At 66.7% G+C, this 24,421-nt stretch carries 23 protein-coding genes; 13 read left to right on the forward strand and 10 right to left on the reverse strand.

Going from position 1 to position 24,421, the window contains the following annotated elements:
• The first annotated feature begins 56 nt into the window (after positions 1-56).
• Positions 57-2,144, forward strand: a complete 2,088-nt coding sequence (locus tag J2Y55_RS21605) for a DEAD/DEAH box helicase (RefSeq protein WP_310157858.1) — start codon at positions 57-59, stop codon at positions 2,142-2,144.
• A gap of 312 nt (positions 2,145-2,456) precedes the next feature.
• Here the strand turns inward: J2Y55_RS21605 and J2Y55_RS21610 are convergent, their stop codons facing one another.
• Positions 2,457-2,756 (reverse strand): sulfur globule protein precursor, encoded by a 300-nt coding sequence (locus tag J2Y55_RS21610; protein WP_310157860.1) that lies wholly within the window; start codon positions 2,754-2,756, stop codon positions 2,457-2,459.
• A 224-nt stretch (positions 2,757-2,980) separates the two neighbouring features.
• Between J2Y55_RS21610 and J2Y55_RS21615 the strand changes: the two genes are divergently transcribed.
• Both J2Y55_RS21615 and J2Y55_RS21620 read left to right on the forward strand, forming a co-directional pair.
• Entirely contained in the window at positions 2,981-3,622 is a 642-nt protein-coding gene (locus J2Y55_RS21615; RefSeq protein ID WP_310157862.1) for a TetR family transcriptional regulator, read from the forward strand.
• A complete protein-coding gene (locus tag J2Y55_RS21620) occupies positions 3,619-4,821 on the forward strand; it encodes an alpha/beta hydrolase (protein WP_310157864.1) in 1,203 nt (400 codons plus the stop codon). Before J2Y55_RS21615 ends, J2Y55_RS21620 begins: the two co-directional genes overlap by 4 nt.
• A gap of 72 nt (positions 4,822-4,893) precedes the next feature.
• Here J2Y55_RS21620 and J2Y55_RS21625 read toward each other — a convergent pair whose 3' ends face one another.
• Positions 4,894-5,703, reverse strand: coding sequence for a DUF2189 domain-containing protein (locus tag J2Y55_RS21625; RefSeq protein WP_310157866.1), 810 nt, complete (start codon positions 5,701-5,703; stop codon positions 4,894-4,896).
• A gap of 282 nt (positions 5,704-5,985) precedes the next feature.
• Between J2Y55_RS21625 and ligA the strand changes: the two genes are divergently transcribed.
• A complete protein-coding gene (ligA, locus tag J2Y55_RS21630) occupies positions 5,986-8,136 on the forward strand; it encodes an NAD-dependent DNA ligase LigA (RefSeq protein WP_310157868.1) in 2,151 nt (716 codons plus the stop codon).
• A gap of 108 nt (positions 8,137-8,244) precedes the next feature.
• On the opposite strand, the gene J2Y55_RS21635 is transcribed toward ligA, so the two are convergent.
• Both J2Y55_RS21635 and J2Y55_RS21640 read right to left on the reverse strand, forming a co-directional pair.
• On the reverse strand, positions 8,245-8,520 hold the full coding sequence (locus J2Y55_RS21635) for a hypothetical protein (protein WP_310157869.1): 276 nt from the start codon (positions 8,518-8,520) through the stop codon (positions 8,245-8,247).
• A gap of 205 nt (positions 8,521-8,725) precedes the next feature.
• Complete coding sequence (locus J2Y55_RS21640; protein WP_310157872.1) at positions 8,726-9,718, reverse strand: AraC family transcriptional regulator; 993 nt, start codon at positions 9,716-9,718, stop codon at positions 8,726-8,728.
• A 68-nt stretch (positions 9,719-9,786) separates the two neighbouring features.
• Here J2Y55_RS21640 and J2Y55_RS21645 point away from each other — a divergent pair, with 68 nt between their 5' ends.
• Genes J2Y55_RS21645 through J2Y55_RS21660 form a run of 4 tightly spaced genes read left to right on the forward strand, consistent with a single transcriptional unit; the run spans position 9,787 to position 12,963 of the window.
• Complete coding sequence (locus J2Y55_RS21645) at positions 9,787-11,004, forward strand: MFS transporter (RefSeq protein ID WP_310157874.1); 1,218 nt, start codon at positions 9,787-9,789, stop codon at positions 11,002-11,004.
• A gap of 58 nt (positions 11,005-11,062) precedes the next feature.
• Complete coding sequence (locus J2Y55_RS21650) at positions 11,063-11,926, forward strand: AraC family transcriptional regulator (RefSeq protein WP_310157877.1); 864 nt, start codon at positions 11,063-11,065, stop codon at positions 11,924-11,926.
• Positions 11,927-11,953: 27 nt separating this feature from the next.
• A complete protein-coding gene (locus J2Y55_RS21655) occupies positions 11,954-12,664 on the forward strand; it encodes an AzlC family ABC transporter permease (RefSeq protein ID WP_310157879.1) in 711 nt (236 codons plus the stop codon).
• Positions 12,664-12,963 (forward strand): AzlD family protein, encoded by a 300-nt coding sequence (locus tag J2Y55_RS21660; protein ID WP_310158050.1) that lies wholly within the window; start codon positions 12,664-12,666, stop codon positions 12,961-12,963. The genes J2Y55_RS21655 and J2Y55_RS21660 overlap by 1 nt, the downstream gene beginning before the upstream one ends.
• 120 nt (positions 12,964-13,083) lie before the next feature.
• Here J2Y55_RS21660 and J2Y55_RS21665 read toward each other — a convergent pair whose 3' ends face one another.
• Positions 13,084-14,916 carry an aminopeptidase P family protein gene (locus tag J2Y55_RS21665; RefSeq protein ID WP_310157882.1) on the reverse strand — a complete coding sequence of 611 codons (1,833 nt, stop codon included), beginning with the start codon at positions 14,914-14,916 and terminating at the stop codon, positions 13,084-13,086.
• A gap of 302 nt (positions 14,917-15,218) precedes the next feature.
• Here J2Y55_RS21665 and J2Y55_RS21670 point away from each other — a divergent pair, with 302 nt between their 5' ends.
• Both J2Y55_RS21670 and J2Y55_RS21675 read left to right on the forward strand, forming a co-directional pair.
• Positions 15,219-15,449, forward strand: a complete 231-nt coding sequence (locus J2Y55_RS21670) for a hypothetical protein (RefSeq protein WP_310157885.1) — start codon at positions 15,219-15,221, stop codon at positions 15,447-15,449.
• Between the two features lie 64 nt (positions 15,450-15,513).
• Positions 15,514-15,642 (forward strand): hypothetical protein, encoded by a 129-nt coding sequence (locus J2Y55_RS21675; RefSeq protein ID WP_280141727.1) that lies wholly within the window; start codon positions 15,514-15,516, stop codon positions 15,640-15,642.
• Positions 15,643-15,807: 165 nt separating this feature from the next.
• On the opposite strand, the gene J2Y55_RS21680 is transcribed toward J2Y55_RS21675, so the two are convergent.
• Positions 15,808-16,755, reverse strand: a complete 948-nt coding sequence (locus tag J2Y55_RS21680; RefSeq protein WP_310157888.1) for a 50S ribosomal protein L11 methyltransferase — start codon at positions 16,753-16,755, stop codon at positions 15,808-15,810.
• A gap of 62 nt (positions 16,756-16,817) precedes the next feature.
• On the reverse strand, positions 16,818-17,573 hold the full coding sequence (locus J2Y55_RS21685; protein WP_310157891.1) for an SDR family oxidoreductase: 756 nt from the start codon (positions 17,571-17,573) through the stop codon (positions 16,818-16,820).
• Positions 17,574-17,721: 148 nt separating this feature from the next.
• On the opposite strand from J2Y55_RS21685, the gene J2Y55_RS21690 reads away from it, so the two are divergent.
• Both J2Y55_RS21690 and J2Y55_RS21695 read left to right on the forward strand, forming a co-directional pair.
• Positions 17,722-18,111, forward strand: coding sequence for a winged helix-turn-helix transcriptional regulator (locus J2Y55_RS21690; RefSeq protein WP_310158052.1), 390 nt, complete (start codon positions 17,722-17,724; stop codon positions 18,109-18,111).
• Positions 18,112-18,250: 139 nt separating this feature from the next.
• Positions 18,251-18,646 (forward strand): VOC family protein, encoded by a 396-nt coding sequence (locus J2Y55_RS21695; RefSeq protein ID WP_310157893.1) that lies wholly within the window; start codon positions 18,251-18,253, stop codon positions 18,644-18,646.
• Between the two features lie 84 nt (positions 18,647-18,730).
• Here J2Y55_RS21695 and J2Y55_RS21700 read toward each other — a convergent pair whose 3' ends face one another.
• The 3 genes from J2Y55_RS21700 to J2Y55_RS21710 all read right to left on the reverse strand — a co-directional run bounded on the left by J2Y55_RS21700 (position 18,731) and on the right by J2Y55_RS21710 (position 22,508).
• Positions 18,731-19,216: a hypothetical protein gene (locus J2Y55_RS21700; RefSeq protein ID WP_310157895.1), complete on the reverse strand. Its 486-nt coding sequence runs from the start codon at positions 19,214-19,216 to the stop codon at positions 18,731-18,733.
• Positions 19,217-19,349: 133 nt separating this feature from the next.
• Positions 19,350-19,934 carry a TetR/AcrR family transcriptional regulator gene (locus J2Y55_RS21705; RefSeq protein WP_310157897.1) on the reverse strand — a complete coding sequence of 195 codons (585 nt, stop codon included), beginning with the start codon at positions 19,932-19,934 and terminating at the stop codon, positions 19,350-19,352.
• A gap of 60 nt (positions 19,935-19,994) precedes the next feature.
• Complete coding sequence (locus J2Y55_RS21710; protein WP_404978999.1) at positions 19,995-22,508, reverse strand: ATP-dependent helicase; 2,514 nt, start codon at positions 22,506-22,508, stop codon at positions 19,995-19,997.
• On the opposite strand from J2Y55_RS21710, the gene J2Y55_RS21715 reads away from it, so the two are divergent.
• On the forward strand, positions 22,501-24,171 hold the full coding sequence (locus J2Y55_RS21715; RefSeq protein WP_310157902.1) for an acyl-CoA dehydrogenase family protein: 1,671 nt from the start codon (positions 22,501-22,503) through the stop codon (positions 24,169-24,171). The genes J2Y55_RS21710 and J2Y55_RS21715 overlap by 8 nt on opposite strands.
• Positions 24,172-24,421: the final 250 nt, after the last annotated feature.

A 24,421-nucleotide genomic window follows, 5' to 3' on the forward strand; every position in this document is an offset into this window, starting at 1 on the left:
GCCCGAATTCCTGCGCCGTTTCCTGATCTGCGCCGTAACCCTAGGCACGACACCTCATGTCCTTTCTTCCTACGAGCCCGCCGCTCGCGCGTGCGCTCGCTGAGCGCAACTATTCCGATCCGACGCCGGTGCAGAACGCCGTGCTCGAGGACAGCGCCGCCGGGCGCGACCTGCTGGTCTCGTCGCAGACCGGCTCCGGCAAGACGGTCGCCTATGGGCTCGCCATCGCCACGACCCTGCTCGGCGAGGCGGAAGCCTTCGGCCGCGCCGGCAAGCCGCTGGCGCTGATCATCGCGCCGACGCGCGAATTGGCGCTGCAGGTCCAGCGCGAGCTCGCCTGGCTCTACAAATACGCCAATGCCCGCGTCATCGCCTGCGTCGGCGGCATGGACCCGCGCCGCGAGGCCGCGCTGCTGGATGAAGGCGCCCATATCGTCGTCGGCACGCCCGGCCGCCTGCGCGACCATATCGAGCGGCACCGCCTCGACGTTTCCGCGCTCAAGGCCGTCGTGCTCGACGAGGCCGACGAGATGCTCGATCTCGGCTTCCGCGACGATCTCGAATTCATCCTGAAGACGACGCCGGCCGAGCGCCAGAGCCTGCTGTTCTCGGCGACGCTGCCCAAGGCGATCATCCAGCTCGCGACCAACTACCAGCGCAACGCGCTGCGCATCGAGGTCACCGGCGGCTCGCGCGGCCATGCCGATATCGAGTATCGCGCCATCCGGGTCTATCCGAAGGAGGCCGAGCTCGCTGTCGTCAACCTGCTGCGCTTCCATGATTCGCCGTGCTCGCTGGTGTTCTGCAACACCCGCAACGCTGTGCGCCATCTCGAGGCGATCCTGCTGGAGCGCGGCTTCTCGGCGGTGGCGCTCTCGGGTGAGCTCAGCCAGAGCGAGCGCAACTCGGCGCTGCAGGCGCTGCGCGACGGCCGGGCGCGGGTCTGCGTCGCGACCGACGTCGCGGCACGCGGAATCGATCTGCCCGGCCTGACGCTGGTCATCCATGCCGAACTGCCCAACGATCCCGAAGTCATGCAGCATCGCTCCGGCCGCACCGGCCGCGCCGGCAACAAGGGCACGAGCGTCCTGCTGGTGCCGGTGTCGCGCCGCCGCAAGGCCGAGATGCTGATCGCCGAGGCCAAGGTCGAGGCAGTCTGGGCCGGGCCGCCGACGGCTGAGGAAATCCGCGCGCTCGACCAGCAGCGGCTGTTGAGCGATCCGCTGTTGACCGGGGAGGCTGACGAGGACGATGCCGCCATGGTCGAGGCGCTGCTGGCGGGACGTTCGCCGCAGGAGATCGCGGCCGCGCTGGTGCGGGTCTACCGTTCGCGCCTGCCGGGTGCCGAAGAAGTCGGGGATCCGAACTTTCAACGCGATTCGCGGCCGATTCGTTCGCGCGAGGAGTATGCGCCGCGCGAGGGTGGCCGGTTCGGCGAAGGCCGTGAGGACAGTCCGCGCGGCGAGGGGCCGCGCAAGGCCGGCCCGCGCGGCAATACGGTCTGGTTCGTTCTAAATATCGGTCGCAAGGACGGCGCCGATCCGCGCCAATTGCTGCCGATGCTGTGCCGCCGTGGCAAGATCACGCGTGACGAGGTCGGTGCGATCCGGATCTTCGACAAGGAGACCAAGGTCGAGATCGACGCCGATGTCGCCGAGCGCTTCTACGAGCTGGCAAAGGCCGTCGATCGCGACAAGATCGTGATCCAGCCTGTCACCGGCGAGGAGGAACGGCGCCCCGCAAAGCCCTTCGCCGAAAAGGCAAGCCATGCGCCTTCGGCTTATGCGCGCCCTGAGCGCGATGCAGACCGCCCGCCTGCCAGGGCTTATGAGAAGAAGCCCTACGAGAAGAAGCCCTATGAGCGAAAGCCCTATGAGGGCGGCGAGAAGAAGCCCTATGAGGGCAAGAAGAAGGCCTATGAGGGCAAGGGCAAGCCGTTCGGCGCGGCCAAGCCCTATGATCCGGTTCGCAGTGACCGGGACGCGCTGTCCGACCCCAATGTCTCGTTCAGGTCGGGGCCGAAGCCCTATGCCGGCAAGCCTGGCGGAGCGAAGCCCTATGCCGGGAACAAGCCCGGCTTCGGCGGCAAGCCTGCGGGCAAGCCCTTCAAGGGCAAGAAGCCGGGCCGCGACGACCGCGGCTGATCGCTGCCCGGCCTGGCCTCCCCTGGTTTACCTCGGTCCTCAGCGCAGGCCGAGGAAGGACAGGATCGCCAGGACGATCACGATCAGGCCGACGATATAGATGATGTTGTTCATGGTAGCCCCGGTTCCGGGCGGGCTCTGACGGCCCGCGTGAATGGCACGTCACGATTTGCGTGACGCAAAGTGAACCGGGTTCGCTGGCAAAGGTTCCTGGATCTCGGCGCGCTTGCGAGCATCAGCCGCGCGCGCCGGCTTCAAACGCCGAGGGAGCCGGATCTCTCCGGCTCCCTGCATGGCGCGGCATGATCGTGATCAGCGGCAGCGGCTCACGGGCCGCTCGACATAGCCGAGGCCGGGGACGAAGCGGGTCCGCAGCACGGTGTAGCAGCCGCCATAATAGCCGCCGGCATAGATCGGCCGGCCCCAGCCGCGATGGCCCCAACGGCCGTGGCCTCCGCCGAAATGACCGAAATGGCCGTGATGGCCGTGGCCGCCATGCCAGCCGGGCGCGGCCTGGGCGGCGGAGGAGGTGGCGAGCGAGCCGCCGATCAGGGCGCCTGCGCCGAGAACGAAGGCGGTGGCGAGGCCGGCGACGGTGGTGCGAGTGGTCATGATCGTCTCCCTTGGAGTTTTGGAAGGAGCCGCACCATGCAGCTCCATGTCCGTTGGTCGCGGGAGAGGCCAGGCAGGTTCAAAGCGATCGCGGATTTCTTTTTCGGGCGGGCGAGGGTGCGCTTAGCTGGATCATTTTCCGCGCGGCTTGAACCGTCACTGCGTGTACATATACAGACGGTTCGTTTGTATATAGGAGTTGCGCGAAGCGAGAGGCGCATTCCGTGCGAAGAACCAAAGAGCAGGCTGCGGAGACGCGGCAGACGATCCTGCGGGCGGCCGAAGCGCTGTTCCTGCAGCGCGGTTTTGAGGCGTGCTCGCTCGACGAGATCGCCGTCGCCGCCGGCGTCTCGCGCGGAGCCGTCCACTTCCATTTCCACAACAAGCTCGGACTGCTCTTCGCGATGCGGGACGAGATCATCCAGCCGATGCAGCAGCTGGCCCGGAGCCTGACGGCGGATTCGGCGCTCGCGCCGCTCGAGGCGTTCGGCAATCTGGCCACGGCGACCTTCGCCGAGCTTCAAGGCGATGCCGCGAAAAAGCGCCTCCTCGCGCTGCTCAAGGTGATCGATGTCAACGGATCGCCGGACGATGTCGGCAACATGCGCTATTTTCGCCAGCAGATTCGCTCGTCCCTGATGGACATATGCGAGGCTGCGCAGCGCAGCGACGCCCTGGCGCGGCCCTGGACGGCGCGCTCGGCTGCGCTCGCGCTCTACGCGATGTTGGATGGTCTGATCACAGAGTGGTTGATCGACGAGGTCGAGCTCGCGCTCTTCCCGGAAGGAGCGGAGGTCATCCGCGCTTTCCTGACATCCTTGACCAAGCCGGGTCGGGACCTGTCGGCAGCAGAGCGAGCTGCATGATGATGGGCTCTTCCAACCGCCTGGCGCTCGCGCTCTGCCTGCTGCTGGGCGCCTGCGCGACGCAGCCGTCGAAAATCCTCGAGCCGGTCGCAACCTCCGCGCCTGGCGCGAGCCGGGTCGACATGCTCGTCGCCACGACGCGCAAGCCGGCGAGCGACCCGGGCGAGCTCTTCACCGGGGAACGGGCGACGGCGATCTCGTTGACGAATATCGTGGTCTCCATCCCGCCCGACAGCAACCGCAAGGTCGGGGAAATCCAGTGGCCCGGCAGGTCGCCGGGCAATCCGCAGACCGATTTCGTCACGCTCCAGGTCAAGCCGGTGCTGTCGACCAATGCCGCCATGGACTGGTACCGGCGCAATCGCGGCCCGAAGCGCCGGTTGCTCGTCTTCGTACATGGCTTCAACAACACCTATTCCGATGCCGTCTATCGCTTCGCCCAGATCTCCCATGATGCGGGCATCGACGCCACTCCGGTCCTGTTTACCTGGCCCTCGCGCGCCAGCGTATTCGACTATGTCTACGACAAGGAGAGCACGAACTATTCGCGCTTCGCGCTGGAGGAGATGTTGCGGGAGGCTGCCAAGAGCCCCGATGTCGGCGAGGTGACGATCCTGGCGCATTCGATGGGAAGCTGGCTCGCCACCGAAGCGCTGCGCGGCATGGCGCTGCGCGACAAGAGCATTTCGGCGAAGATCCGAAACGTCGTGCTCGCCTCGCCTGATATCGATATCGACGTGTTCCGCCGCCAGATCATCGAAATGGGCCCGAAGCGGCCGCATTTCACGATCTTCTCCTCCCGCAATGATCGCGCGCTGGCCCTGTCGCGTTGGCTCTCGGGAGATGTCGAGCGTGTTGGCGCTGCCGATATGCGGCCCTATACGGCCGAGCTCGCCACGCTCGGCATCTCGATCATCGATACGTCGGACGTGAAGGCCGGCGATCCGCTGGCGCACAACACCTTCGCCGACAGTCCCGAGATGGTGCGGGTGCTGGGGCAGCGCCTGTCCGGCCAGTCGCTGGCGGGCGGCGAGGCCAGCCTGGCCGACCAGGTCGGCATGGCGGCGCTGGGCGGCGCGCGCGTGGCCGGGGCGGCGGTCACCGCCCCTGTCGCCATCCTGGGCCAGGCCAATCGCAGCGAGTTCCTGCAGCGCATCGAGGCGGCCAGCGCGCCAGGTCGAAAGACGCTGGACTATTGAAGCGCGCTCCAGAGGCCGCTCGCGCTGGCAGGCATCGCTGTCAGCGCGCAGCCGGGACGGAAAGCTCGCCGCTCAAGCCTCCACGACCTTGCGGTAGAGGTGCCAGGTCGCGTGGCCGAGCACCGGCATGACCACGATCAGGCCGACGAGCACGGGCAGGCAGCCGAGCACCAGAAGACCGGTGATCATCAAGCCCCAATACATCATCACGCGCGGATTGGCCTCGACGGCGGCGATCGAGGTCTTGATCGCCGTCGGCGCGTCGACCCCCTTGTCGATGATCAGCGGGAAGGACACCACCGAAATCGAGAAGGCGAGGATGGCGAAGAGCAGGCCGAGCGAATTGCCGACGATCATCATCACCCAGCCGTCGAAGGTGGTGAAGACCGCGCGCAGGAAGTCCGGCGTCGAGACGTCGGGCGGCAGGCCGAGCAGGCCACGATAGATGAACCAGGCGGCAAACAGCCAGGCGATGAAGAGCCCGGTCAGCATAGCGCCGAGCAGGAGGATCTGGCCGATCGAGGGCGACCGCAGGATGCCGAAGGCGTGACTCCAGGAGGAATCCAGGCCGAGCTCGCGCCTGCGGCTGACCTCGTAGAGGCCGATCGCGGCGAAGGGGCCGAGCAAGGCGAAGCCGCCCAGCAGCGGGAAGAGCAGGGGGAAGATGTTGTAGGTCACGGTGAGCTGCGCGAGCATCACGCCGGCGATCGGGTAGATCAGCGCGATGAAGACGAGATGGCTCGGCTGCGCCTTGAAATCCTCCCAGCCGCGCAGGAGCGCGTCGCGGAGGTCGCGGGTGGTGATGACGTTGATCTTCGGTTCGGCGTGCTGCGCCGCGAGGCGCGTACCGGCATCGGATATCGTGCCGTCGAGGTTTGCCATGGCGTTTCTCCCGGTTCTGGCCCGGTTCGCCTGCGGCAATCGACGCCATCCTTGGGTCAACGGCCTGCAGGCGTCGAGCTTCCAATTCCCAGCCCTGGCATTATACGCGCGAACGGGCGTTTTGTCGCATGCATGCCGAACACGAAACCGGGACGCGGATGCTGCAGGGTTTTGATCTAGCATCGGCTTGTTCCGAAAACCGGTTCCCACTTTTCGGGCCGATGCTAGGTCGCGTCGGCTCCTGCCCTTTCTCGTCACAGGCATCTCGCTTAATGAAGGGCCATGAGCGAGTCCCAAGCCATTCCCGTCGCGGAGTTGACGCAGCGCCAGGCCCGGGCGGAGCACAAGCTGCTCGCCGCCGAGATCGCGGCTGCCGACAGCGCCTATTTCCAGGACGACCAGCCGATCCTCGACGATGCGAGCTATGACGCCAAGCGCCGCCGGCTCGTCGCACTGGAGGACGCGTTTCCGGTCCTGAAGGACGCCGGGTCCGTCAGCGACAAGGTCGGCGCCAAGCCCTCGGGGAAGTTCGCCAAGATCCGGCACCGCGTGCCGATGCTCTCGCTCGGCAACGCCTTCACCGACGAGGATGTCGCCGATTTCGTGCAGCGCGTGCGCAGCTTCCTTGGCATGAAGGAGGAGGGCGGCATCGCCTTCACGGCGGAGCCCAAGATCGACGGGCTTTCGCTCTCGCTGCGCTACGAGAAGGGCGCGCTGGTCTCCGCCGCGACGCGCGGCGATGGCGAAGAGGGCGAGGACGTCACGCTGAATGCCCGCACGATTTCCGAGATTCCACATGTGCTGTCGGGCGACGATGTGCCGGAGATCGCCGAGGTGCGCGGCGAGGTCTATCTCGGCCATGCCGATTTCGCCGGCATCAACGAACGCCAGCGCGATAAGGGACTCCCTGAATTCGCCAATCCGCGCAATGCGGCAGCAGGCTCGCTGCGCCAGCTCGATGTGTCGATCACCGCGGCGCGGCCCTTGCGCTTCTTCGCCTATGCCTGGGGCGAGATGCCGGTGATGCCGGCTGGAACACAGTTCGGCGTGGTCGAGGCCTTCAAGCGCTGGGGCTTTCGCACCAACCCCCTGATGAAACGCTGCGAGAGCGTCGCCGAATTGCTGGAGCGCTACCGGTTGATCGAGAGCCAGCGAGCCACGCTCGGCTACGATATCGACGGTGTCGTCTACAAGGTCGACGAGCTTGCCCTGCAGACGCGGCTCGGCTTCGTCGCGCGCGCGCCGCGTTGGGCAATCGCGCATAAATTTCCGGCCGAGCTCGCAACCACGGTGCTGGAGGCGATCGAGATCCAGGTCGGGCGCACCGGCGCGCTCAGCCCCGTCGCCAAGCTCAGGCCGGTTACGGTGGGCGGCGTCGTCGTCTCCAATGCGACGCTGCACAATGAGGATTATATCCGGGGCTTCGATTCCAAGGGCCTGCCGATCCGCGACGGCTCGGATATCCGCATCGGCGATACGGTGACGGTGAAGCGGGCGGGCGACGTGATCCCGCGCGTCCAGTCGGTCGATCTCGCCAAGCGGCTAGCGGATTCGCAGCCCTATACCTTCCCGACGCTATGTCCGGCCTGCGGCAGCCATGCGACCCGGGAGATGAACCCGCGCAGCGGCAAGGAGGATGCGGTGCGCCGCTGCACAGGCGGGTTGATCTGCCCGGCGCAGGCGGTGGAGCGCCTGAAGCACTTCGTCTCGCGCGACGCGCTCGACATTGACGGGCTCGGCGACAAGCAGATCGAGTTCTTCCATGCCGATCCCGATCTGCCGGTGAACGAGCCGGCCGACATCTTCACGCTGGCGCAGCGCGACACTGCAAATTTCAAGAAGCTCAAGGACAAGGAGGGCTTCGGCAGCCAGAGCGTCGCCAAGCTGTTCGCGGCGATCGAGGACCGACGCCAGCCACCGCTCAACCGCTTCATTTTCGGACTCGGCATCCGCCATATCGGCGAGACCAATGCCCGGCTTTTGGCGCGGCATTACGGTTCGTTCGGGGCTTTGCGCGCGGCCGGCATCGCGGCGGCCGATCCGGTTTCGCCCGAGCGCCAGGAACTCGACGCGATCGACGGCGTCGGGCCAACCGTGGTCGAGGCGCTGATGCAGTTCTTCGCGGAGGCGCATAATGAGGAGTTGCTTGACCGGCTTTTGGCGCAGGTCGTGCCGCAGCCGCTGGAGGCTGTCGCCTCGGTCAGCCCGGTCGCGGGCAAGATCGTCGTCTTCACCGGCGCGCTGGAGCAGATGACCCGTGACGAGGCCAAGGCGATGGCCGAGCGGCTCGGCGCCAAGGTCGCGGGGTCGGTCTCCTCGAAAACCGATCTTCTGGTCGCCGGGCCTGGCGCCGGCTCGAAGCTCAAGGACGCCGCAAAGCACGGCGTCCAGGTGATCGACGAGGCAGGTTGGTTCACCCTCGTCGGAGGCTAGAGCACGTCACGATCCAGTTGGATCGCGACGTGCTCCAGCTTTTTGTTTTAACGCGTTTTCTTCACGCGAACCGGCGACCACTTCGCTCGAAAATGCGCGAGACCGCCTTCAGTGGCGATGATGGCGCCTGTGGTGGTGGCGATGGCGATGTGAAACGCCGGTCCTTTGCGGAATGCCGACGACGCCCTTGACGCCACCGACCACGCCGCCGGCGACACCGCCAACGACCGCGCCCGCTGCGCCGCCGACCGGGCCGGCCGCCTGGTTGCCGACGCGCGCGCCTTCAGCCGCTCCGCGCGGAATGCCCTGCGCGCTCGCGCTGAAGGGAAGGGCCAGGAGGGCCAGCGCGGCTGCGCCGGCCAAGACGATATGTTTGATTGTCATGATGAATATCCGTTCGCATGGACCGCAGCGCCGGCTTTCGGGCGCTCGGCGGCCTCAAACAGAACCGGCGCAGCGCGTCATTGTTCCGCTCGGGTTGCCGTATCGCTGCGATGCCCGAGATGATGTCGCCGATTATTTTTGCTGAATTCGGATTGGCGCTCCAAGCTCGCAAGCTGATCGCGCGGGGGCGGGTGGTGTCACGCGGTCAGTTGCTCGTGCTCGGCCGCGTCGGCCCGTTCTGTGCGCTGGCACCGTCTGCCCGGATATGGCTCGGCGCCGTGCCGATGACGCGCTTGAAGGCGCGGCTGAAGGAGGCTTCCGATTCATAGCCGAGGCGCCGGGCCACGACCGCGATCTTGAGCTTGTCGCCGGCGAGCCATTGCCGGGCCTGATGCATGCGCATCTGCGCGACATAGCGGGCCGGCGTCTCGCCGACGACGCTGGCGAAGCGCTCGGCGAAGGCTGAGCGCGAGGCGCCCATCAGCCTGGCGAGCGAAGCGACCGTCCAGTCGCGCTCCGGATCGAGATGGATCGCCGCCAGCACCTTGCCGACATCGGGGCAGCGCGCTGCCGCGATCCAGCCCGTGGCGTCGCCGCAGCCGCTCTCGACCCAGGAGCGGATGATGCTGGCGGCCAGCACATCGGCGAGCCGCGCCAGGATGCCGCCGGCGCCGACCCGGTCCATCGCCACTTCGCGGGCCATCGCCTCCAGGAGATGCGGGATGCCCGATTCGCTCGTCGCCAGATCGCACATGCGCATCAGCTCGGGCATCATCCGCAGCAGGGGATGGGCGCTGTCGACATTGAAGGTCATGCTGCCGCTGAAGAGCAGGGTGGCCTCGCCGTCCCCGCCGCCCTTGAGATCGAAGATGTTGCCGCAGACCTTCTCGACCTGGCAGCTTCCCAGCGGAAAGGCCTCGACATCCGGCGCGCTGGCGAGCACATGCTCGGCGCCTCGCGGGAACAGCAGCGCGTCGCCGTCGCGCAATTCGATCCATTCCTTCGCGGGCGTCAGCAGCCAGCAGCCGCGCTTCCCGATGAAGTAGAAGCGCGCGGCCTTCTGGGCTGGAACGGCGATGGCCCAGGGCTCCGCCATCTGACAACGGCCATATTCGACGCCATCGAGCCGCAGACCCCGCAGCATCTCGGTCAGCGGATCGTTCGCAGGCGCAGCAACCTTGGACGAATGGTCAAGCATTATGGAGAAACTAGCATGGAAGCTCCAGGCGGTCACGCCCATCTTGTGGCAACCCTTTGGAGACAGCCATGTCCGAATCCGCAGCCGCAGTGGCACCCCTGCCATTCGATTCCCCTGTCGATGCCGATGAGAAAAGCCCGGCCTGGGCCGCGATTGTCTCGCTCACCCTCGGCGTTTTCGGCCTGGTCACGGCCGAATTCCTGCCTGCCAGCCTGCTGACGCCGATGGCGGCGGATATCGGCGTTTCTGACGGGGCTGCCGGACAGACCGTGACCGCGACCGCCGTGGTCGCCATCTTCGCCGCGCTCTTCACCTCGATCCTGACGCGCGGGCTCGACCGTCGCCTCGTGATCTGGGGCTTCACCGTCCTGCTGGTGCTGTCCAACGTCCTCGCTGCGCTTTCCGATGGCCTCGCCACGCTCTTGGCGGCGCGGGTGCTGCTCGGCATCGGGCTCGGCGGCTTCTGGTCGATGATGGCGGCAACCGCGATGCGATTGGTGCCGGAGCGCGCGCTGCCGCGCGCCATGTCGATCATCTTCACCGGCGTCTCCTTTGCGACGGTCAGCGCCGCGCCGGTCGGCGCCTATCTCGGCGACCTGCTGGGCTGGCGCTCGGTCTTCGCGATCGGGGCTGTGGTCGGCGTGCTGGCCCTCATCGCCCAGCTCATCACCATGCCGCGCCTGCCGCCTTTGGCCGCCGCGCAGCTTGGGACGCTGTTTGCACTGATGCGGCGCGGCAATGTTCGGCTCGTCCTGGCGACGGTGCTCATCGTGATCTCCGGCCATTTCGCCGGTTTCACCTATGTCCGCCCCTTCCTCGAGCAGGTGCCGAGGCTTTCGGTCGAGACGATCTCGCTTGTGCTCCTGGCCTATGGAATCGGCGGCTTTTTCGGCAATTTCGCTGGCGCCGCGATCGTCGAGCGCAGCGCACCGGCGGCCGTGATCTTCGGCGCCCTGCTCGCGGCCGTGACGGCAGCCGTGCTCGTCGCCTTCGGCGGCAGTCTCTGGGTCGCGGCCAGCGCCGTCGCGCTCTGGGGCTTTGCCTTCGGTGCGCTGCCGGTCGGCCTTCAGACCTGGATGGTGCGCGTCGCGCCGGACCAGGCGGAAGCCGTGGGTGGCTTGCTGGTCGCCGCTTTCCAGGTCGCCATCGCCAGCGGGGCCGTCCTCGGCGGCGTGCTGGTCGACCATTTCGGCGCCACCGGCGCGACCGGCTATTGCGCCCTGGCGACCCTGGCGGGGGCGCTGCTCGTCGCCTTCGCCGGGCGTGGCGAGGTGAAGCCGACCTGATCGGCTTCATCACTTTTCTTCAAGACAGGGCGGCGCGGTTCCGGTCTAAACTCGCCCCATGGAACTGATCAGCCAGGGACAGGCCTTGTCGGCATCGCCGCTGCGGGCGGAGGAGAGGGCGCATCTCTTCACCGCTGCGCGCTTTGGCGCGCTCGAATTCCTCGCCGCGACCTTCCGCACCCATGCCTATGCGCCGCATGCGCACGACACCTATGCGATCGGGACGATCGAGACCGGTTGCGAGGTCTGGCATGCGCGCGGCCGCAAGCTCTATGCCGGGGCGGGCGACATCGTGATGAACCACCCGCTCGACGTTCATGACGGCGCACCGAGCGAGGGCGGCTACCGCTACCGGATGAGCTATCCGACGATCGGGCTGATGCAGGAACTGGCCGCTTCGCTGACGGGGCATGACGGCGTCGGGACGCCGTTCTTCCGTGAGCCCGTGGTGCATGACCCCGTCGGGGCGGCGCTGTTCAGCGCGGCGCACCAATTGCTGGAGGAGGGCACGGATGCGCTCGCCGGCGAGGAGCGGTTGGTGCGCGCCTATGCCCATTTCCTCGGTCACCACGCCAATCTCGCCGTGCGCTCCGTCGGGCAGGAGACGGGACCGGTTGCGATCGTCAAGGCGCTGATCGAGGCGCGCCATGGCGAGGATCTCTCGCTCGCGGAGCTCGCCCATGCCGCGCGGCTGCCGCGCCATCACCTGATCCGCGCCTTCCGGCGCGAAACCGGGCTCACCCCCCATGCCTGGCTGATCGATGTCCGCGTCCGGCGCGCCCGCGACCGGTTGCGCCGCGGCGAGACGCCGGGCGATGTCGCGGCGGCAACAGGCTTCTGCGACCAGGCCCATCTGACCCGAGCCTTCAAGGCGCGCTATGGCGTGACGCCCGGCGTCCTGCGCTCCGCCCATCTCTCCTGACCTTCAGCGCCCCATCCTCAGCACCTCATGTCATCAGTTCTCGACGACGCCCGCACGGGCTTTTCCGACATCTGGCCAGCCATGCTGGCGGCTGCGCCCTTCGCACTGCTGTTCGGCGCGCTCGCGGCAGGCAAGGGCCTGTCGCCGCTCGAGGTCTTCCTGATGAGCGCGCTCGTCTTCGCCGGCGGGGCCCAGTTCGCCGCCGTCGAATTATGGGCAACGCCGGCTCCGGTCGCGGCGCTGATCTTCTCGACGCTCCTGATCAATGCCCGCCATGTGCTGATGGGCACCTCGCTGGTGCCGAAGCTTGATGGCTTCGCGCCGTGGCAGAAATGGCTCGGCCTAGCCTATATGGCCGATGAGAACTGGGCCCTGGCCGAGAAGCGGGCGCGCACGCATCCCCTGACGCCGGGCTACTGGTTCGGCATGATCGTGCCCTTCGTCGGCTGCTGGCTGATGATGACGACGCTTGGTGCCGTGGTCGGCCCGGCGCTGGGCGATCCACGACGCTTCGGCGCGGATTTCGCCTTCACCGCCATCTTCATCGCGTTGACCGCCGCGTTCTGGAAGGGGCGCGTGACGGCCTGGACTGTGGCTGCGGCTGGTATCGCCTCGGCTCTGACCTATCGCCTGGCCGGACCGCCCTGGCATGTGCTGGCCGGCGCGCTTTGCGGGCTTGCCGCTGCGTGGCTCTCGGCCGGCGGTGACGCGGAAGTCGCGGCCGAGGAGGCGGCATGATGGCGCTCGACACGCTCAACCTGCTCGCCATCCTCGGAATGGCTGTGGTGACCTATGCGACACGGGTGGCGGGGCTGGCGCTGGCTGGGCGGTTCGACCTGTCGCCGCGCGCCCAGGCCGCTTTCGACGCGATTCCACCGGCCGTCCTGATCGCCGTGATCGCGCCGAGCGCGCTCGCGACCGGCTGGCCCGAGACGGCCGCCGCGGCCGTGACGGCGCTGGCTGCGACGCGGTTGCCCTTCTTGGCCGTGGTGGTGGTCGGGGTGATTGCGGTGGTGGGGCTCAGGGCGCTGGGCTGAAACCTTCCCGTCTCGCATGACACTCGCCGTCATTGCGAGCGCAGCGAAGCAACCCAGGGGCCGTAGCGCTCTACGTTCCCCTGGATCGCTTCGTCGCTTTGCTCCTCGCAATGACGGGGCCTATAGCGGCAAGCACGCCGTTTCCAGCCAGGCCTTCGCCTCGCCCTCGACCAGCGGGGCGAGATTGCTCCAGACTTGGGCGTGATAGGCGTTGATCCAGGCGATCTCGCCGGCGTCGAGCAGCTTCAGCTCGATCAGGGCGCGCTCATAGGGCGCCCAGGTGATGGTCTCGAAGCCATAGATGGTGCGGTCGCCGCCAGGAATGACGCGCTCCTCGACCACGATCAGGTTCTCGATGCGGATGCCGTATTCGCCCTGCTTGTAGTAGCCCGGCTCGTTGGAGAGGATCATGCCCGGCTCCAATGGCGTGGTGCCGAGCTTGGAGAGGCGCTGCGGCCCCTCATGCACTGAGAGATAACTGCCGACGCCATGGCCCGTGCCATGGTCGAAATCCAAACCTGCCTGCCAGAGCGGCAACCGCGCCAGCGCATCGAGCTGCGCGCCCGAGGTGCCCTTGACGAAGACGACGCGCGAAATCGCGAGATGGCCCTTGAGCACGCGGGTGTAGCGGTCGCGCATCTCGTCGGTGGGCTCGCCCACGGCCATGGTGCGGGTGATGTCGGTGGTGCCGTCCTCATATTGCCCGCCTGAATCGACCAGCAGGATGCCGGGCTCGATCTTGCGGTTGCTGGCCTCGCTGACGCGGTAATGCGGCAGGGCGGCATTGGGGCCGGCGCCGGCGATGGTGGTGAAGGAGACATCCTTGAGCAGTCCGGTCTTCATGCGCTCGGCTTCGAGCGCGGCGACGGCGTCGATCTCGGTCAAACCGCCCTTGGGCGCCTCGCGCGCCAGCCATGCGAGGTAGCGCACGATTGCCGCGCCGTCGCGCAGATGGGCCTCGCGCGCGCCTTTCAGCTCCGCCTCGTTCTTGCGCGCCTTCATCAGCGCGATCGGGTCCGCGCCCGCATCGGGCGTGCCGCCGGCCTTGGCGATCAGCGTCGCGAGCGCGGAGGCTGCAGTCGCCGAGTCGAGCCGGACCCTGGCCTTGGCCGCGCCCAGCGCGTTGAGCTGTGTCTCCAACGCTGCGGGAGGAGCGATCTCGCCGACTGCGCCGATGGCGTCGCCGGCCTCGTTCGTCACCTTTTCCGGCGCCAGGAAGACGGTCGGCCGGCCCTCGCGCGGCACGATGGCATAGCCCAGCGGCAATGGGGTGTGCTCGACATCGCCGCCGCGGATGTTGAAGGTCCAGGCCAGCGCATGCGGGTCCGAGACCACGAGTGCATCGACCCTGGCCTTGGCGAGCGCTTCCTGGATGCGGGCGAGCTTGCTTGCCGTGCTCTCCCCGGCGAAATCGGCGCGATGCGCCTTGACCGGAGCAGCGGGCGGGGCAGGGCGGTCGCTCCAGAGCGCGTCGATCGGGTTCGCCTTGAGCGCAACCAGCGCGCCGCCGGCTGCCGCGACCGCCTTCTCCAGCTTGGCGACGCCGTCGACGGTGTGGAGCCAGGGATCGTAGCCGAGCTTGCCGCCTGCCGGGAGGTTCGCCTCGATCCAGCGCTCCAGCGGCATCTCCTCCATCTTCGTGGGCGTGATGATGGCGGTGTCGGTCTGCTCGGCCGACTGGATGGTGTAGCGGCCATCGACGATCAGCGCCGCCTTGTCGGCCAGCACGATGGCGTTGCCGGCCGAGCCGGTGAATCCCGTCAGCCAGGCGAGGCGGGCCATATGCGCCGGGACGTATTCGCCCTGATGCTCGTCGGCGCGCGGGATGATGAAGCCATCCAGCCCTTGCGCCGCGAGCGCGCCGCGCAGAGCGGCGACCCTGGGGGCGACCTGGGAGGGGTCGCTCGGTTCCGAGAAGGATTGGAAGTGGCAGGCGGCGGGCGATTCGGTCATGACGGGTCCGGAAGCGGTGGTTTTGGCCATGGTCGCGGCTCAGGCCTGCGAAAGCCAGCGCAAAAGCGGCTTTCGGCTCTGCTTTCTCCGCAGGCCGCGGCGGCCTCGGGATTGGGCTTGCTGCCTCTTTGTTATGCGAAAAACGCGATCGTTAACGAAACAAGGCCAAGTGCATGCATTCTGTGCATATCTCGCATCTGCGAAATCCTCTTTTCGCAACTGCGAAGAAGGCCCACTTTAGTCGCATAAGAGAACGAGGAAGCGACCGGGACTGTCCTTCGTTTGAATGAGGAGATGGACCTGTGACCTATGTTATGAACAACACTGCCGTTCTGCCCGCTTCCGAGGCCGCCGCTCCGAGCAGCCCGAGCTTCTGGCAGCGGCTCTTCGCGGCGCTGGTCGAGAGCCGCCGCCGTTCCGCCGCCCGAGAGCTGCGTGCGCGTTCCTACCTGATCAACGAGGCCGAGATCGTTTTGGGCGGTTTCCCGCAGACCGCTCTCAGCAACGACGCCAAGCTGCCTTTCAATCGCTGATCCCAGCAATCCTTGATCTCACGCGCCGGCCTCGCGCCGCGCTGCGCAACATTGGACAACGACCATGATCGCCATCGTCAAGCACGTCTATGAGTGGGCCATCGACACGGCCAAGTTCACCGCCGCCGTCTGGCATGATGCCCGCTCGATGCAGGCTGAGGCGGAAGCCAAGTACGGCCATATGGGCTTCTGAACGGGAAGGGCGCTGCTTCTGCTATGCCGGCCGCCTGACGTGGCGCGCTGCGCTTCCGGTGCTCACGGACAAAAGTCCGCTCCGCTCCGGTTCTCGCGCACCGCGCCATGCGACTCGGCCTAGCGAAGGATCGCACCTTCCCTCGCGTTTTAGCATTCTTCTCGCCTATCGAAGGCGGCGTGGCCTGGGGGCTGCGCCGCCTTTTTTCATGACCAGCGTCGCCCAGCCTTCGCGCAGCGACTGGCGGGCGAGATAGAGCCCCTGATGCCGGTAGGTCGAGACGACGCCGGCGACATCCATCGCCAGCAGGCCCGACAGGATCACAGTACCGTCGCCCGAGAGGGCCCGCGCGATCGAGGGTGCCAGGCGCTTCAGCGGCCCGGCCAGGATATTGGCGAAGACGAGATCGAAATGGCCCGCTCGGTTCGCCTTGGCATGGCGCAGGCCCGGAGCGACATAGAGGTCGAGCCCGTGCGGGGCGTGATTGACGCGGGCATTATGCGCGGCGACCTCGACCGCGACGAGGTCGATATCGCCGGCGACGACCTTGCGCTTGATCTGCTTGGCCAGCGCCAGCGCCAGGATCCCGGTGCCGGTGCCGACATCGATGGCGTTGCGCGGCCGGCGCTGCTTCAGTTCAGCGTCGAGCGCCAGGAGGCAGCCCGCCGTAGTGCCGTGATGGCCGGTGCCGAAGGCGAGCGCGGCTGGAATCTCGATGCCGACATCGTTGATGCGCACCGCCTCGCGATCATGCTCGCCATGGACGAGGACGCGGCCCGCGCGCACAGGCTTGAGGCCGTCGAGACTGGCCGCGACCCAATCCTGCTGGTTCACGGTGGTGAAGGGCGTGCTGTCGATGACGTCGCCGACGATCGGCCGCAGCATGTCGCGCACGGCGTCTTCGTCCGGGTGGGTGGCGAAATAGATCTCGACCTTCCAGGGCGCGTTCAGCGAGAGTGTGGTGACGCCGCTCTCGATCTCAAAGGCGGAGATCGCGGTCTCAGTCGGGTCGAAGACCTCGCCCAGGAGTTCCGTCAGCGCGCGCGCCTTCTCGCCTGAGGTGGAGAGTTCGAGGACGGTCGCGACCGTCGATGGCAGGAGACCTTCACGCATGGCAGCGCGATAGCAGCCCGCGCGCCGCTTGTCATGCGGCACGGCGCGCGGAGCTTCTCGTCTCAGTGCAGGCCGTTCAGCATGGCGAATACGCCGGCGAGATTGCCGTTCTCGGCGGCGAAGCGCAGCGGCTTGCAGCGCTCGACGATAACTTCCTGGGCGTCGGCTTGCGTTTCCAGGATCGTCATGACCTCGGCGATGAAATCAGCCAGCGGCATCGCCATCGGATCGACCGCCTGTTCGGGCCCGCGCAGCTCGGTCTGGACGTAAGGCGGGGCAAGCTCGATGACCTGGGTCGAGGTGCCCGCAAGCTGCTCCCGCAGCGCCATCGAATAGGAATGTATCGCGGCCTTGGTGGCGCTGTAGGTCGGCGTTACCACCATGGGCACGAATGCCAATCCCGAGCTCACGGTCATCACGGTCGATTGCGGCTGGCTCAGCAGATGTGGCAGCAGGGCTGCGGTCAGCCGGATCGGCCCGAGCAGGTTGGTGACGATGGTCTCCTCGGCGACGGCGAGGTGGTCTTCCGTCGCGGTGACGTCCTCGTCCTTCATGATGCCGGCATTGTTGATGACGACGTTCAGCGCGGGGAAGCGTTCGACGGCGTCACGAGCGAACGCGGCTATGTCCACCTTGTCCTGGATGTCGAGCACGATCGACTCCATGCCCGGATTGTCCGCAGTAACCTCGTCGAGCAATTGCTCACGACGGCCGGAGATGATGACCTGATTACCTCTGGCGTGGAGAGCCTCGGCGAGCGCCCGGCCGATGCCCGAGCCGCCGCCGGTGATGAGGATAGTGTTGCCTGTGATGTTCATCGCCAAGTCCTTTCGCGATTGCGCCTTTCGTGGTTGCGCGGACAACAGCTAGGCGCGATGCTCTCCAAACGAAAGAAGGCACCCAGAAGTTCTATAGGCACCAAAAGGAGAGCGTCAGATGCAGACGATACGCGACGCGGTCGCGGCCATGCAGGAGCAGGGCCGCCTCTCCCATCCTGAGGTCAGCCCAGCGGTCGAGGCGCTGGTGCGCGACGTGATCGCCCAGGTTGCGGACAAATGGACGATGCTGATCCTGGAGGCGCTGGAGGAGCACGGCACGCTGCGTTTCACCCAGATCGGCCGGATCGTCGGCGGCATCAGCCAGAAGATGCTGACCAAGACGGTGCGCCAGATGGAATGCGACGGGCTGATCACGCGCAAGGTCCATCCGGTGATTCCGCCGCATGTCGACTACACGCAGACCGAGCTCGGCCGCGAGCTGACGGCGGCGTTCTGCGGGGTCTGGGTCTGGGCCGAGACTTATTACGCGCAGGTGGAAGCGGCGCGGGCGGCGTTTCGGGCACGAGAGCGGCGGTGAAGCTGTCTGGGATTGGTTGCAGAACCACCACGTCATTCCGGATCTCCGCTTCGCTGCGTCCGGAATGACGTGGTGGTTCCGAGGATGAATGGCATGCGTTAGGCTGGAAGTCTGAGCCGGTGCAGGAGCGAGGTGGGTCGTGCTGTCGCATATCGTCTTGAGCACGACTGAATTCGAGCGGGGCTTTCGCTTCCATGCGGCGCTGTTCGAGGCGCTCGGCCACAAGCTGTGGTTCTGCGATCGCGACAAGCCACTGGCGGCCTGGCAGCCGCGCGATGCGCCGCGCCCGTACTTCTTCCTCGCCACGCCCTTCAATGGCGCGGCGGCCGATCCGGGCAATGGCCAGATGATCGCCCTGCTGGCGTCAAGCCGCGCGATCGTCGATCGCTGCCATGCCGCGGCCCTGGCGCATGGTGGGACCTGCGAAGGGCAGCCCGGCCTCAGGCCGCATTATCACGCCAATTATTACGGGGCGTATTTTCGCGATCCGGACGGCAACAAGCTTTGCGTCTGCTGCCATGAGGCGGAGGCGTAACCCCGAACAGGCCGGCCGAGCGCCTGCTCACCCCGCCTTCGCACGAAACTATCCAGCAGTATCTTCCGCCCGATCATGCGGTGCTCAGGCGGCGGCCTTGCCGGTTTTGCGCAGGCAGATGATCTGCGCGGCCAATCCGATGACGAGTGCAGCAAGAATGCTGGCCTGGACTCCGAGAAGCAGCGGCGAATGCAGGTCAGTGACGAAAGGGTGTCCGTCGGGGACGCGGCGGAGGATTTCGGTTGCGGTAGGCACCATGAGCAGGAACGCGGTGAGGCTCAGTGCAATGGTCTCGACATAGATCGCAGCGCGCCCCGGAGCCGGCAATCGCCCGATAGCGTAGCCGGTGACGAGCAGCAGCAACGTCACTGCCCCGATGCCGTAGCTGACAGGCGCATGAGCGACGAGGAAGGTCGTCGCGCCACCGATCAGCATCGAGACGAAATACACGGCCCCCGCCTTCGAGCGAGGCTCGATCCGACCATGAATCGCGAACATGTATGCTGCTGCCGGAATGGCTGGCAGGCTGCCCAGCGTATGCACCCAGCCGAGGGGAGAAATGCCAAACATGAGAAAGTGTCCTTTCATCGGGAGTGAGGTTGCCCGTGCGCTGCAACGGGACGGCGTCGGGTTATCGGGGATTGGCTATCTACTAGTTGGTAGGCCATCGTGACCTGGCTCGCAGCCTTCCGGGGAGGCCGCTTCAATGTCGGGTGGCGAGGCGCTCCAGGAGCGGGTGGGTGATGACCCCGAAGATCTTGGGATCGCCATAGGCGCGGGCCGATAGCATCGCGCCGTGGACGCTGGCCATGAAAGCCTCCGCTTCGGCCTTGGCCGTGCCGGTGAAACGCAACTCGCCTTGCCGCGCGCCGCGTTCGAGAACCGAGGTCAACCACGCGGAGAGCGTCCTGAAATGGGTGCGCACCTCCAGGATGACCTCCGCCGGAAGGACCGGGATCTGGCTTGCCAGCAGAGCGCAGACGCAGAACGGGGCGCTGGCGTCGGCGATGCAGGTTTGCCAATAGCTCACATAGGCGCGCAGCTGATCGGCAGAATTGGCGAACTGGCGCTCCAGATGGGCAATTCCCGCCTCGGCCTCTTCTCGATATCGGGCAATCAGCGTGCGCACGAGGTCGGACTTGCTGGGAAAATGGTGGTGAATGCTCGCGTTTCTAATGCCGACGACCTTTGCGATGTCGGCGTAGCTGAAGCCGTTATAGCCTCCCTCGATCAAGAGCGAGCGAGCGCAACGCAGGATTTCATCAGAAGTTGTCGAAGGACCAGCCATGCCTGTTCATACCTACTAGTAGGTAGGTCGTCAAGGCGGCGACATTCGTCGCACAGGGCTTCACCCCGCCTTCTGCACAAAGCTATCCAGCACCATCTTCCGGCCGGCCTTGTCGAAATCCACCGTCAGCTTGTTGCCGTCGACGCTGGCGACGGAGCCGGGGCCGAATTTGACGTGGAAGACGCGGGCGCCCACGTCATAGGCCGATGAGCCGGTCGATTTGGCGGTGAGCTCGCCTTCGATCAGCATCGGGCCGCGCTGCCGGCTGCCGCCGAAACCGCCCGAGCCGAAGCCGCGTCCGCCGCTGTCGGAGAAGCCCGAGCCACCGCCCGAGCCGGCCTTGGCCTTGTTCTCCTGGGCGCGTTGCCAGCCCGGCGTGCTGTAGCTGGAGCCGAAGCTCTCCATCCGGTCGAAGCGCGAGGCGCCGTAGCCGCCCTGGCTGTAATTGGAGGCAGCCTGGACGACCTCGACATGCTCTTCCGGCAATTCGTCGATGAAGCGGCTGGGCAGGCTCGACTGCCAGAGGCCGTGGATGCGGCGGTTCGAGGCGAAATAGAGTTTGAGCCGCTTGCGGGCCCGGGTCAGGCCGACATGGGCGAGGCGACGCTCTTCCTCCAGGCCGGCGCGACCGCTCTCATCAAGCGCGCGCTGGTTGGGGAAGAGGCCTTCCTCCCAGCCGGGCAGGAAGACCGTGTCGAATTCGAGCCCCTTGGCGCCGTGCAGCGTCATGATCGAGACGCGCTCGGCAGTTTCGCCGGAATCGGCGTCCATCACCAGCGAGACATGCTCGAGGAAGGCCGGCAGATCGGGGAATTCGTCGAGCGAGCGCACGAGTTCCTTGAGGTTTTCGAGCCGGCCGGCGGCATCGGCCGAGCGGTCCTTCTGCCACATCTCGGTATAGCCTGCCTCCTCCAGCACGAGCTCGGCGAGCTCGCCCTGCGGCATGTGCTCGGCCCTGGCCGACCAGCGGCCGAAGGCCTCGACCAGCTCGCGCAAGGCGGTTCTGGCCTTGGGCTTCAATTCGTCGCTCTCGACCACCATGCGGGCCGATTGCAGCAGCGAGACCTGGGATGCGCGGGCGTGGTTGTGCAGGATCTGGATGGTGGCGTCACCGAGCCCGCGCTTGGGCACATTGACGATGCGCTCGAAGGCAAGGTCGTCGGTCGGCGAGACGACGCAGCGCAGATAGGCCATGGCGTCGCGGATTTCGGCGCGCTCGTAGAAGCGCGGGCCGCCGATGACGCGATAGGGCAGGCCGAGATGGACGAAGCGGTCCTCGATCTCGCGCATCTGCGCCGAGATGCGCACCAGGATCGCGATCTCGGAGAGGTTATGGCCGTTGCGCTGCAGGCTCTCGATCTCGTCGCCGATCAGCCTGGCCTCTTCCTGGCTGTCCCAGGCGCCGGTAATGGTGACCTTCTCGCCCTCGACATCTTCGGTGCGCAGCGTCTTGCCGAGCCGGCCTTCATTGCGGGCGATCAGTTTTGAGGCGGTGGCGAGGATATGCCCGGTCGAGCGGTAATTGCGCTCCAGCCGGACCACGGTCGCACCGGGGAAATCGTGCTCGAAGCGCAGGATGTTGTCGACCTCGGCGCCGCGCCAGCCATAGATCGACTGGTCGTCGTCGCCGACGCAGGCGATGTTGCGCCGGCCCTGGGCGAGCAGCCGCAGCCAGAGATATTGGGCCGTGTTGGTGTCCTGATACTCGTCGACCAGGATGTAGCGGAAGCGCTCGTGATAGGTTGCGAGCACGTCGGGATTGTCGCGGAACAGCGTCAGGCAGTGCAGCAAGAGGTCGCCGAAATCGACGGCATTCAGCGTCTTCAAGCGCTCCTGATAGGCGAGGTAGAGCGCGCCGCCCTTGCCATTGGCGAAGACGGCGGCCTCGCCGGGCGGGACATCCTTCGGAGCAAGGCCGCGGTTCTTCCAGCTATCGATGAAGCCTGCCAGCATGCGGCCCGGCCAACGCTTCTCGTCGATATCGGCGGCCGCGATCACCTGCTTCATCAGGCGGATCTGGTCGTCAGTGTCGAGGATGGTGAAATCCGAGCGCAGGCCGAGCAGCTCGGCATGGCGGCGCAGGAGTTTCGCCGAGATCGAGTGGAAGGTGCCGAGCCAAGGCATGCCTTCGGCGACCGGGCCGACGAGATGGGCGATGCGCTCCTTCATCTCGCGCGCCGCCTTGTTGGTGAAGGTCACCGACAGGATCTGCGAGGGGTAGGCGCGGTTGGTCGCGATGAGATGGGCGATGCGGGTCGTCAGCACGCGCGTCTTGCCAGTGCCGGCGCCGGCCAGCACGAGTACGGGGCCGTCCGTCGCCTCGACGGCGAGGCGCTGCTCCGGGTTCAGGCCGGCGAGATAACCGGCGGCGGGAGCCGCCGCAGCGCGCGCGGCGAGGCCGCCGGGGCGAGGCAAGGGGGCGGAAGTGGCGTTGTGGTCGGACAAGGTGCGCGGCGCTCGATCGTGATTCGTTCTGGCGTCAATATAGGGTGTTGTGCGGCGGATTGCTGGACAAGACGGATGGGCGTTGAATGCACCGTCGAATCCGTTGTCAGGATGCGTGCCGATGACCATGGACACCGCCCCCCGCTATTCCACCTATGAGGTCACGAACCAGGCCCCGCCATTGGCCGATTATGACGCCTTCGCGGCCGACCCGGTGCTGCAGGCGGCGATATCGGCTTTTTCAGCGGATTGGGCGAGGGACCGCCTGCATGAGACCGGGCGCTGCGTCGGTTCTGCCCAGGTGCAGGAGCTGGCGCGGCTCGCCAACCGCTTCACGCCGGAGGCGCGCACGCATGACCGCTTCGGCAATCGCATCGACCAGATCGCCTTCCATCCGGCCTGGCACGAGTTGATGGGCATGACCATCGGCCAGGAGACGCATGCCTTGTGCTGGAACCGGCCGGGGCCGGGCGCGCAGGTCGCGCGCGCAGCGCTGCAATATCTCTGGTACGGCGCGGAAAGCGGGGTCTGCTGCCCGATCAGCATGACCTATTCGGCAATCCCGATCCTGAAGCAGGATGCGGCGCGCTGGGCGGAATGGGGCGCGCTCATCACCTCCAACGCCTATGACGGCCGGCAGGGGCCGGCCGCGACCAAGACTGGCGCGACCAAGACCGGGGCGACCGTCGGCATGGCGATGACGGAGACGCAAGGCGGCTCGGATCTGCGCCAGACGCAGACGGTTGCCAGGGACAATGGCGACGGCACGCATTCGCTGTTCGGACAGAAATGGTTCTTCTCCGTGCCGCATTCCGACGTCTTCCTGACGTTGGCGCGCACGGAGGAGGGCGTCTCCTGTTTTGTCGTGGCGGGCTGGTTGCCATCGGGCGAGCGCAACGGCATCGCGATCCAGCGCCTCAAGGAGAAATGCGGCAACCGCTCCAATGCCTCTTCGGAAATCGAGTTTCGCGGCGCGATCGGGCACCTGCTCGGCGAGCCGGGGCGGGGCCTGCGGACCGGCCTTGCGATGAACCACAACACGCGGCTCGACATCGCCGCCGCCTCCGCCGGGCTGATGCGGCAGGCCGTGGCGCAGGCCGCGCATCACTGCGCGCATCGGCACGCTTTCCAGCGGGCGCTGATCGCCCAGCCGATCATGCAGAACGTCCTCGCCGATCTCGCCATCGAGGCCGAGGCCGCGGCCTGGCTCGCCTTTCGGCTGTTTGCGGCGGTGGATCGGCAGGAGAACTCGCAGAGCGAGCGCTTGCTCGCGCGGATCGGCGCGCCGATCGCGAAATACTGGGTTGCGAAGCGTACGCCGGCCGTCCTCGCCGAGGCGCTGGAATGCCATGGCGGCAATGGCTTCATCGAGGAGCATCCGATGGCGCGGCACTATCGCGAGGCGCCGTTGAACTCGATCTGGGAGGGTTCGGGCAACGTCATCTGCTTGGATGTGCTGCGCTCATTGGAACGGGAGCCAGGTGCGCTGCCGGCACTGCAGGACGAATTGCGCGCCGCCAAGGGCGCTGACCGGCGCTATGACGCGGCGCTCGCCGCGCTGGACAGCGCGCTGCCCGAACTCGTCCGGCACGAAGGCCAGGCGCGGCGGCTTGTCGAGCGATTGGCGCTGTTGCTGCAAGCCTCGCTGCTGCTGCGCCATGCCGCGCCCTCTGTCGCCGACGCCTTCATCGCCAGCCGGCTGGATGGCGGCTGGTCGGGGCATTTCGGTGATCTGCCGACCGGCGTGGATTCGGGGAGCCTGGCGCGGCGGGCGGTGCCGGTTCTCAGTTGAGGCGCGGGTAGCGCGGGGAACCCTCTCCCGTAGGGAGAGGGCAGGGTGAGGGGTCGGCCGTTTGACGATTTGACCGTAATCTGACCGCTGCCTCGCTGTGAGTTCGGAGCTCGACTGGTCAGGGGGCCTACACCTCACCCCTGCCCCTCTCACTGATCTCGGGCTTGCCCGAGATCAGCACTTGGAGTGTCGAAGTCGGGTAGACCCGACTTCGATGCAGGAGAGGGGTTCCCCGCGCCCTTTTGGTTTG

The sequence above is a fragment of the Allobosea sp. BE125 genome (assembly GCF_031456075.1).
GTDB lineage: Bacteria > Pseudomonadota > Alphaproteobacteria > Rhizobiales > Beijerinckiaceae > Allobosea.

Coding starts and splice junctions, on each gene's coding strand:
- J2Y55_RS21620 (WP_310157864.1), top strand. CDS start 3,619: ATGATGATGGGCTCTTCCAACCGCCTGGCGCTCGCGCTCTGCCTGCTG.
- ligA (WP_310157868.1), top strand. CDS start 5,986: ATGAGCGAGTCCCAAGCCATTCCCGTCGCGGAGTTGACGCAGCGCCAG.
- J2Y55_RS21685 (WP_310157891.1), bottom strand. CDS start 17,573: ATGAACATCACAGGCAACACTATCCTCATCACCGGCGGCGGCTCGGGC.
- J2Y55_RS21655 (WP_310157879.1), top strand. CDS start 11,954: ATGTCATCAGTTCTCGACGACGCCCGCACGGGCTTTTCCGACATCTGG.
- J2Y55_RS21650 (WP_310157877.1), top strand. CDS start 11,063: ATGGAACTGATCAGCCAGGGACAGGCCTTGTCGGCATCGCCGCTGCGG.
- J2Y55_RS21665 (WP_310157882.1), bottom strand. CDS start 14,916: ATGACCGAATCGCCCGCCGCCTGCCACTTCCAATCCTTCTCGGAACCG.
- J2Y55_RS21675 (WP_280141727.1), top strand. CDS start 15,514: ATGATCGCCATCGTCAAGCACGTCTATGAGTGGGCCATCGACACGGCC.
- J2Y55_RS21700 (WP_310157895.1), bottom strand. CDS start 19,216: ATGTTTGGCATTTCTCCCCTCGGCTGGGTGCATACGCTGGGCAGCCTG.
- J2Y55_RS21660 (WP_310158050.1), top strand. CDS start 12,664: ATGGCGCTCGACACGCTCAACCTGCTCGCCATCCTCGGAATGGCTGTG.
- J2Y55_RS21690 (WP_310158052.1), top strand. CDS start 17,722: ATGCAGGAGCAGGGCCGCCTCTCCCATCCTGAGGTCAGCCCAGCGGTC.
- J2Y55_RS21645 (WP_310157874.1), top strand. CDS start 9,787: ATGTCCGAATCCGCAGCCGCAGTGGCACCCCTGCCATTCGATTCCCCT.
- J2Y55_RS21680 (WP_310157888.1), bottom strand. CDS start 16,755: ATGCGTGAAGGTCTCCTGCCATCGACGGTCGCGACCGTCCTCGAACTC.
- J2Y55_RS21715 (WP_310157902.1), top strand. CDS start 22,501: ATGACCATGGACACCGCCCCCCGCTATTCCACCTATGAGGTCACGAAC.
- J2Y55_RS21635 (WP_310157869.1), bottom strand. CDS start 8,520: ATGACAATCAAACATATCGTCTTGGCCGGCGCAGCCGCGCTGGCCCTC.
- J2Y55_RS21705 (WP_310157897.1), bottom strand. CDS start 19,934: ATGGCTGGTCCTTCGACAACTTCTGATGAAATCCTGCGTTGCGCTCGC.
- J2Y55_RS21610 (WP_310157860.1), bottom strand. CDS start 2,756: ATGACCACTCGCACCACCGTCGCCGGCCTCGCCACCGCCTTCGTTCTC.
- J2Y55_RS21605 (WP_310157858.1), top strand. CDS start 57: ATGTCCTTTCTTCCTACGAGCCCGCCGCTCGCGCGTGCGCTCGCTGAG.
- J2Y55_RS21710 (WP_404978999.1), bottom strand. CDS start 22,508: ATGGTCATCGGCACGCATCCTGACAACGGATTCGACGGTGCATTCAAC.
- J2Y55_RS21625 (WP_310157866.1), bottom strand. CDS start 5,703: ATGGCAAACCTCGACGGCACGATATCCGATGCCGGTACGCGCCTCGCG.
- J2Y55_RS21640 (WP_310157872.1), bottom strand. CDS start 9,718: ATGCTTGACCATTCGTCCAAGGTTGCTGCGCCTGCGAACGATCCGCTG.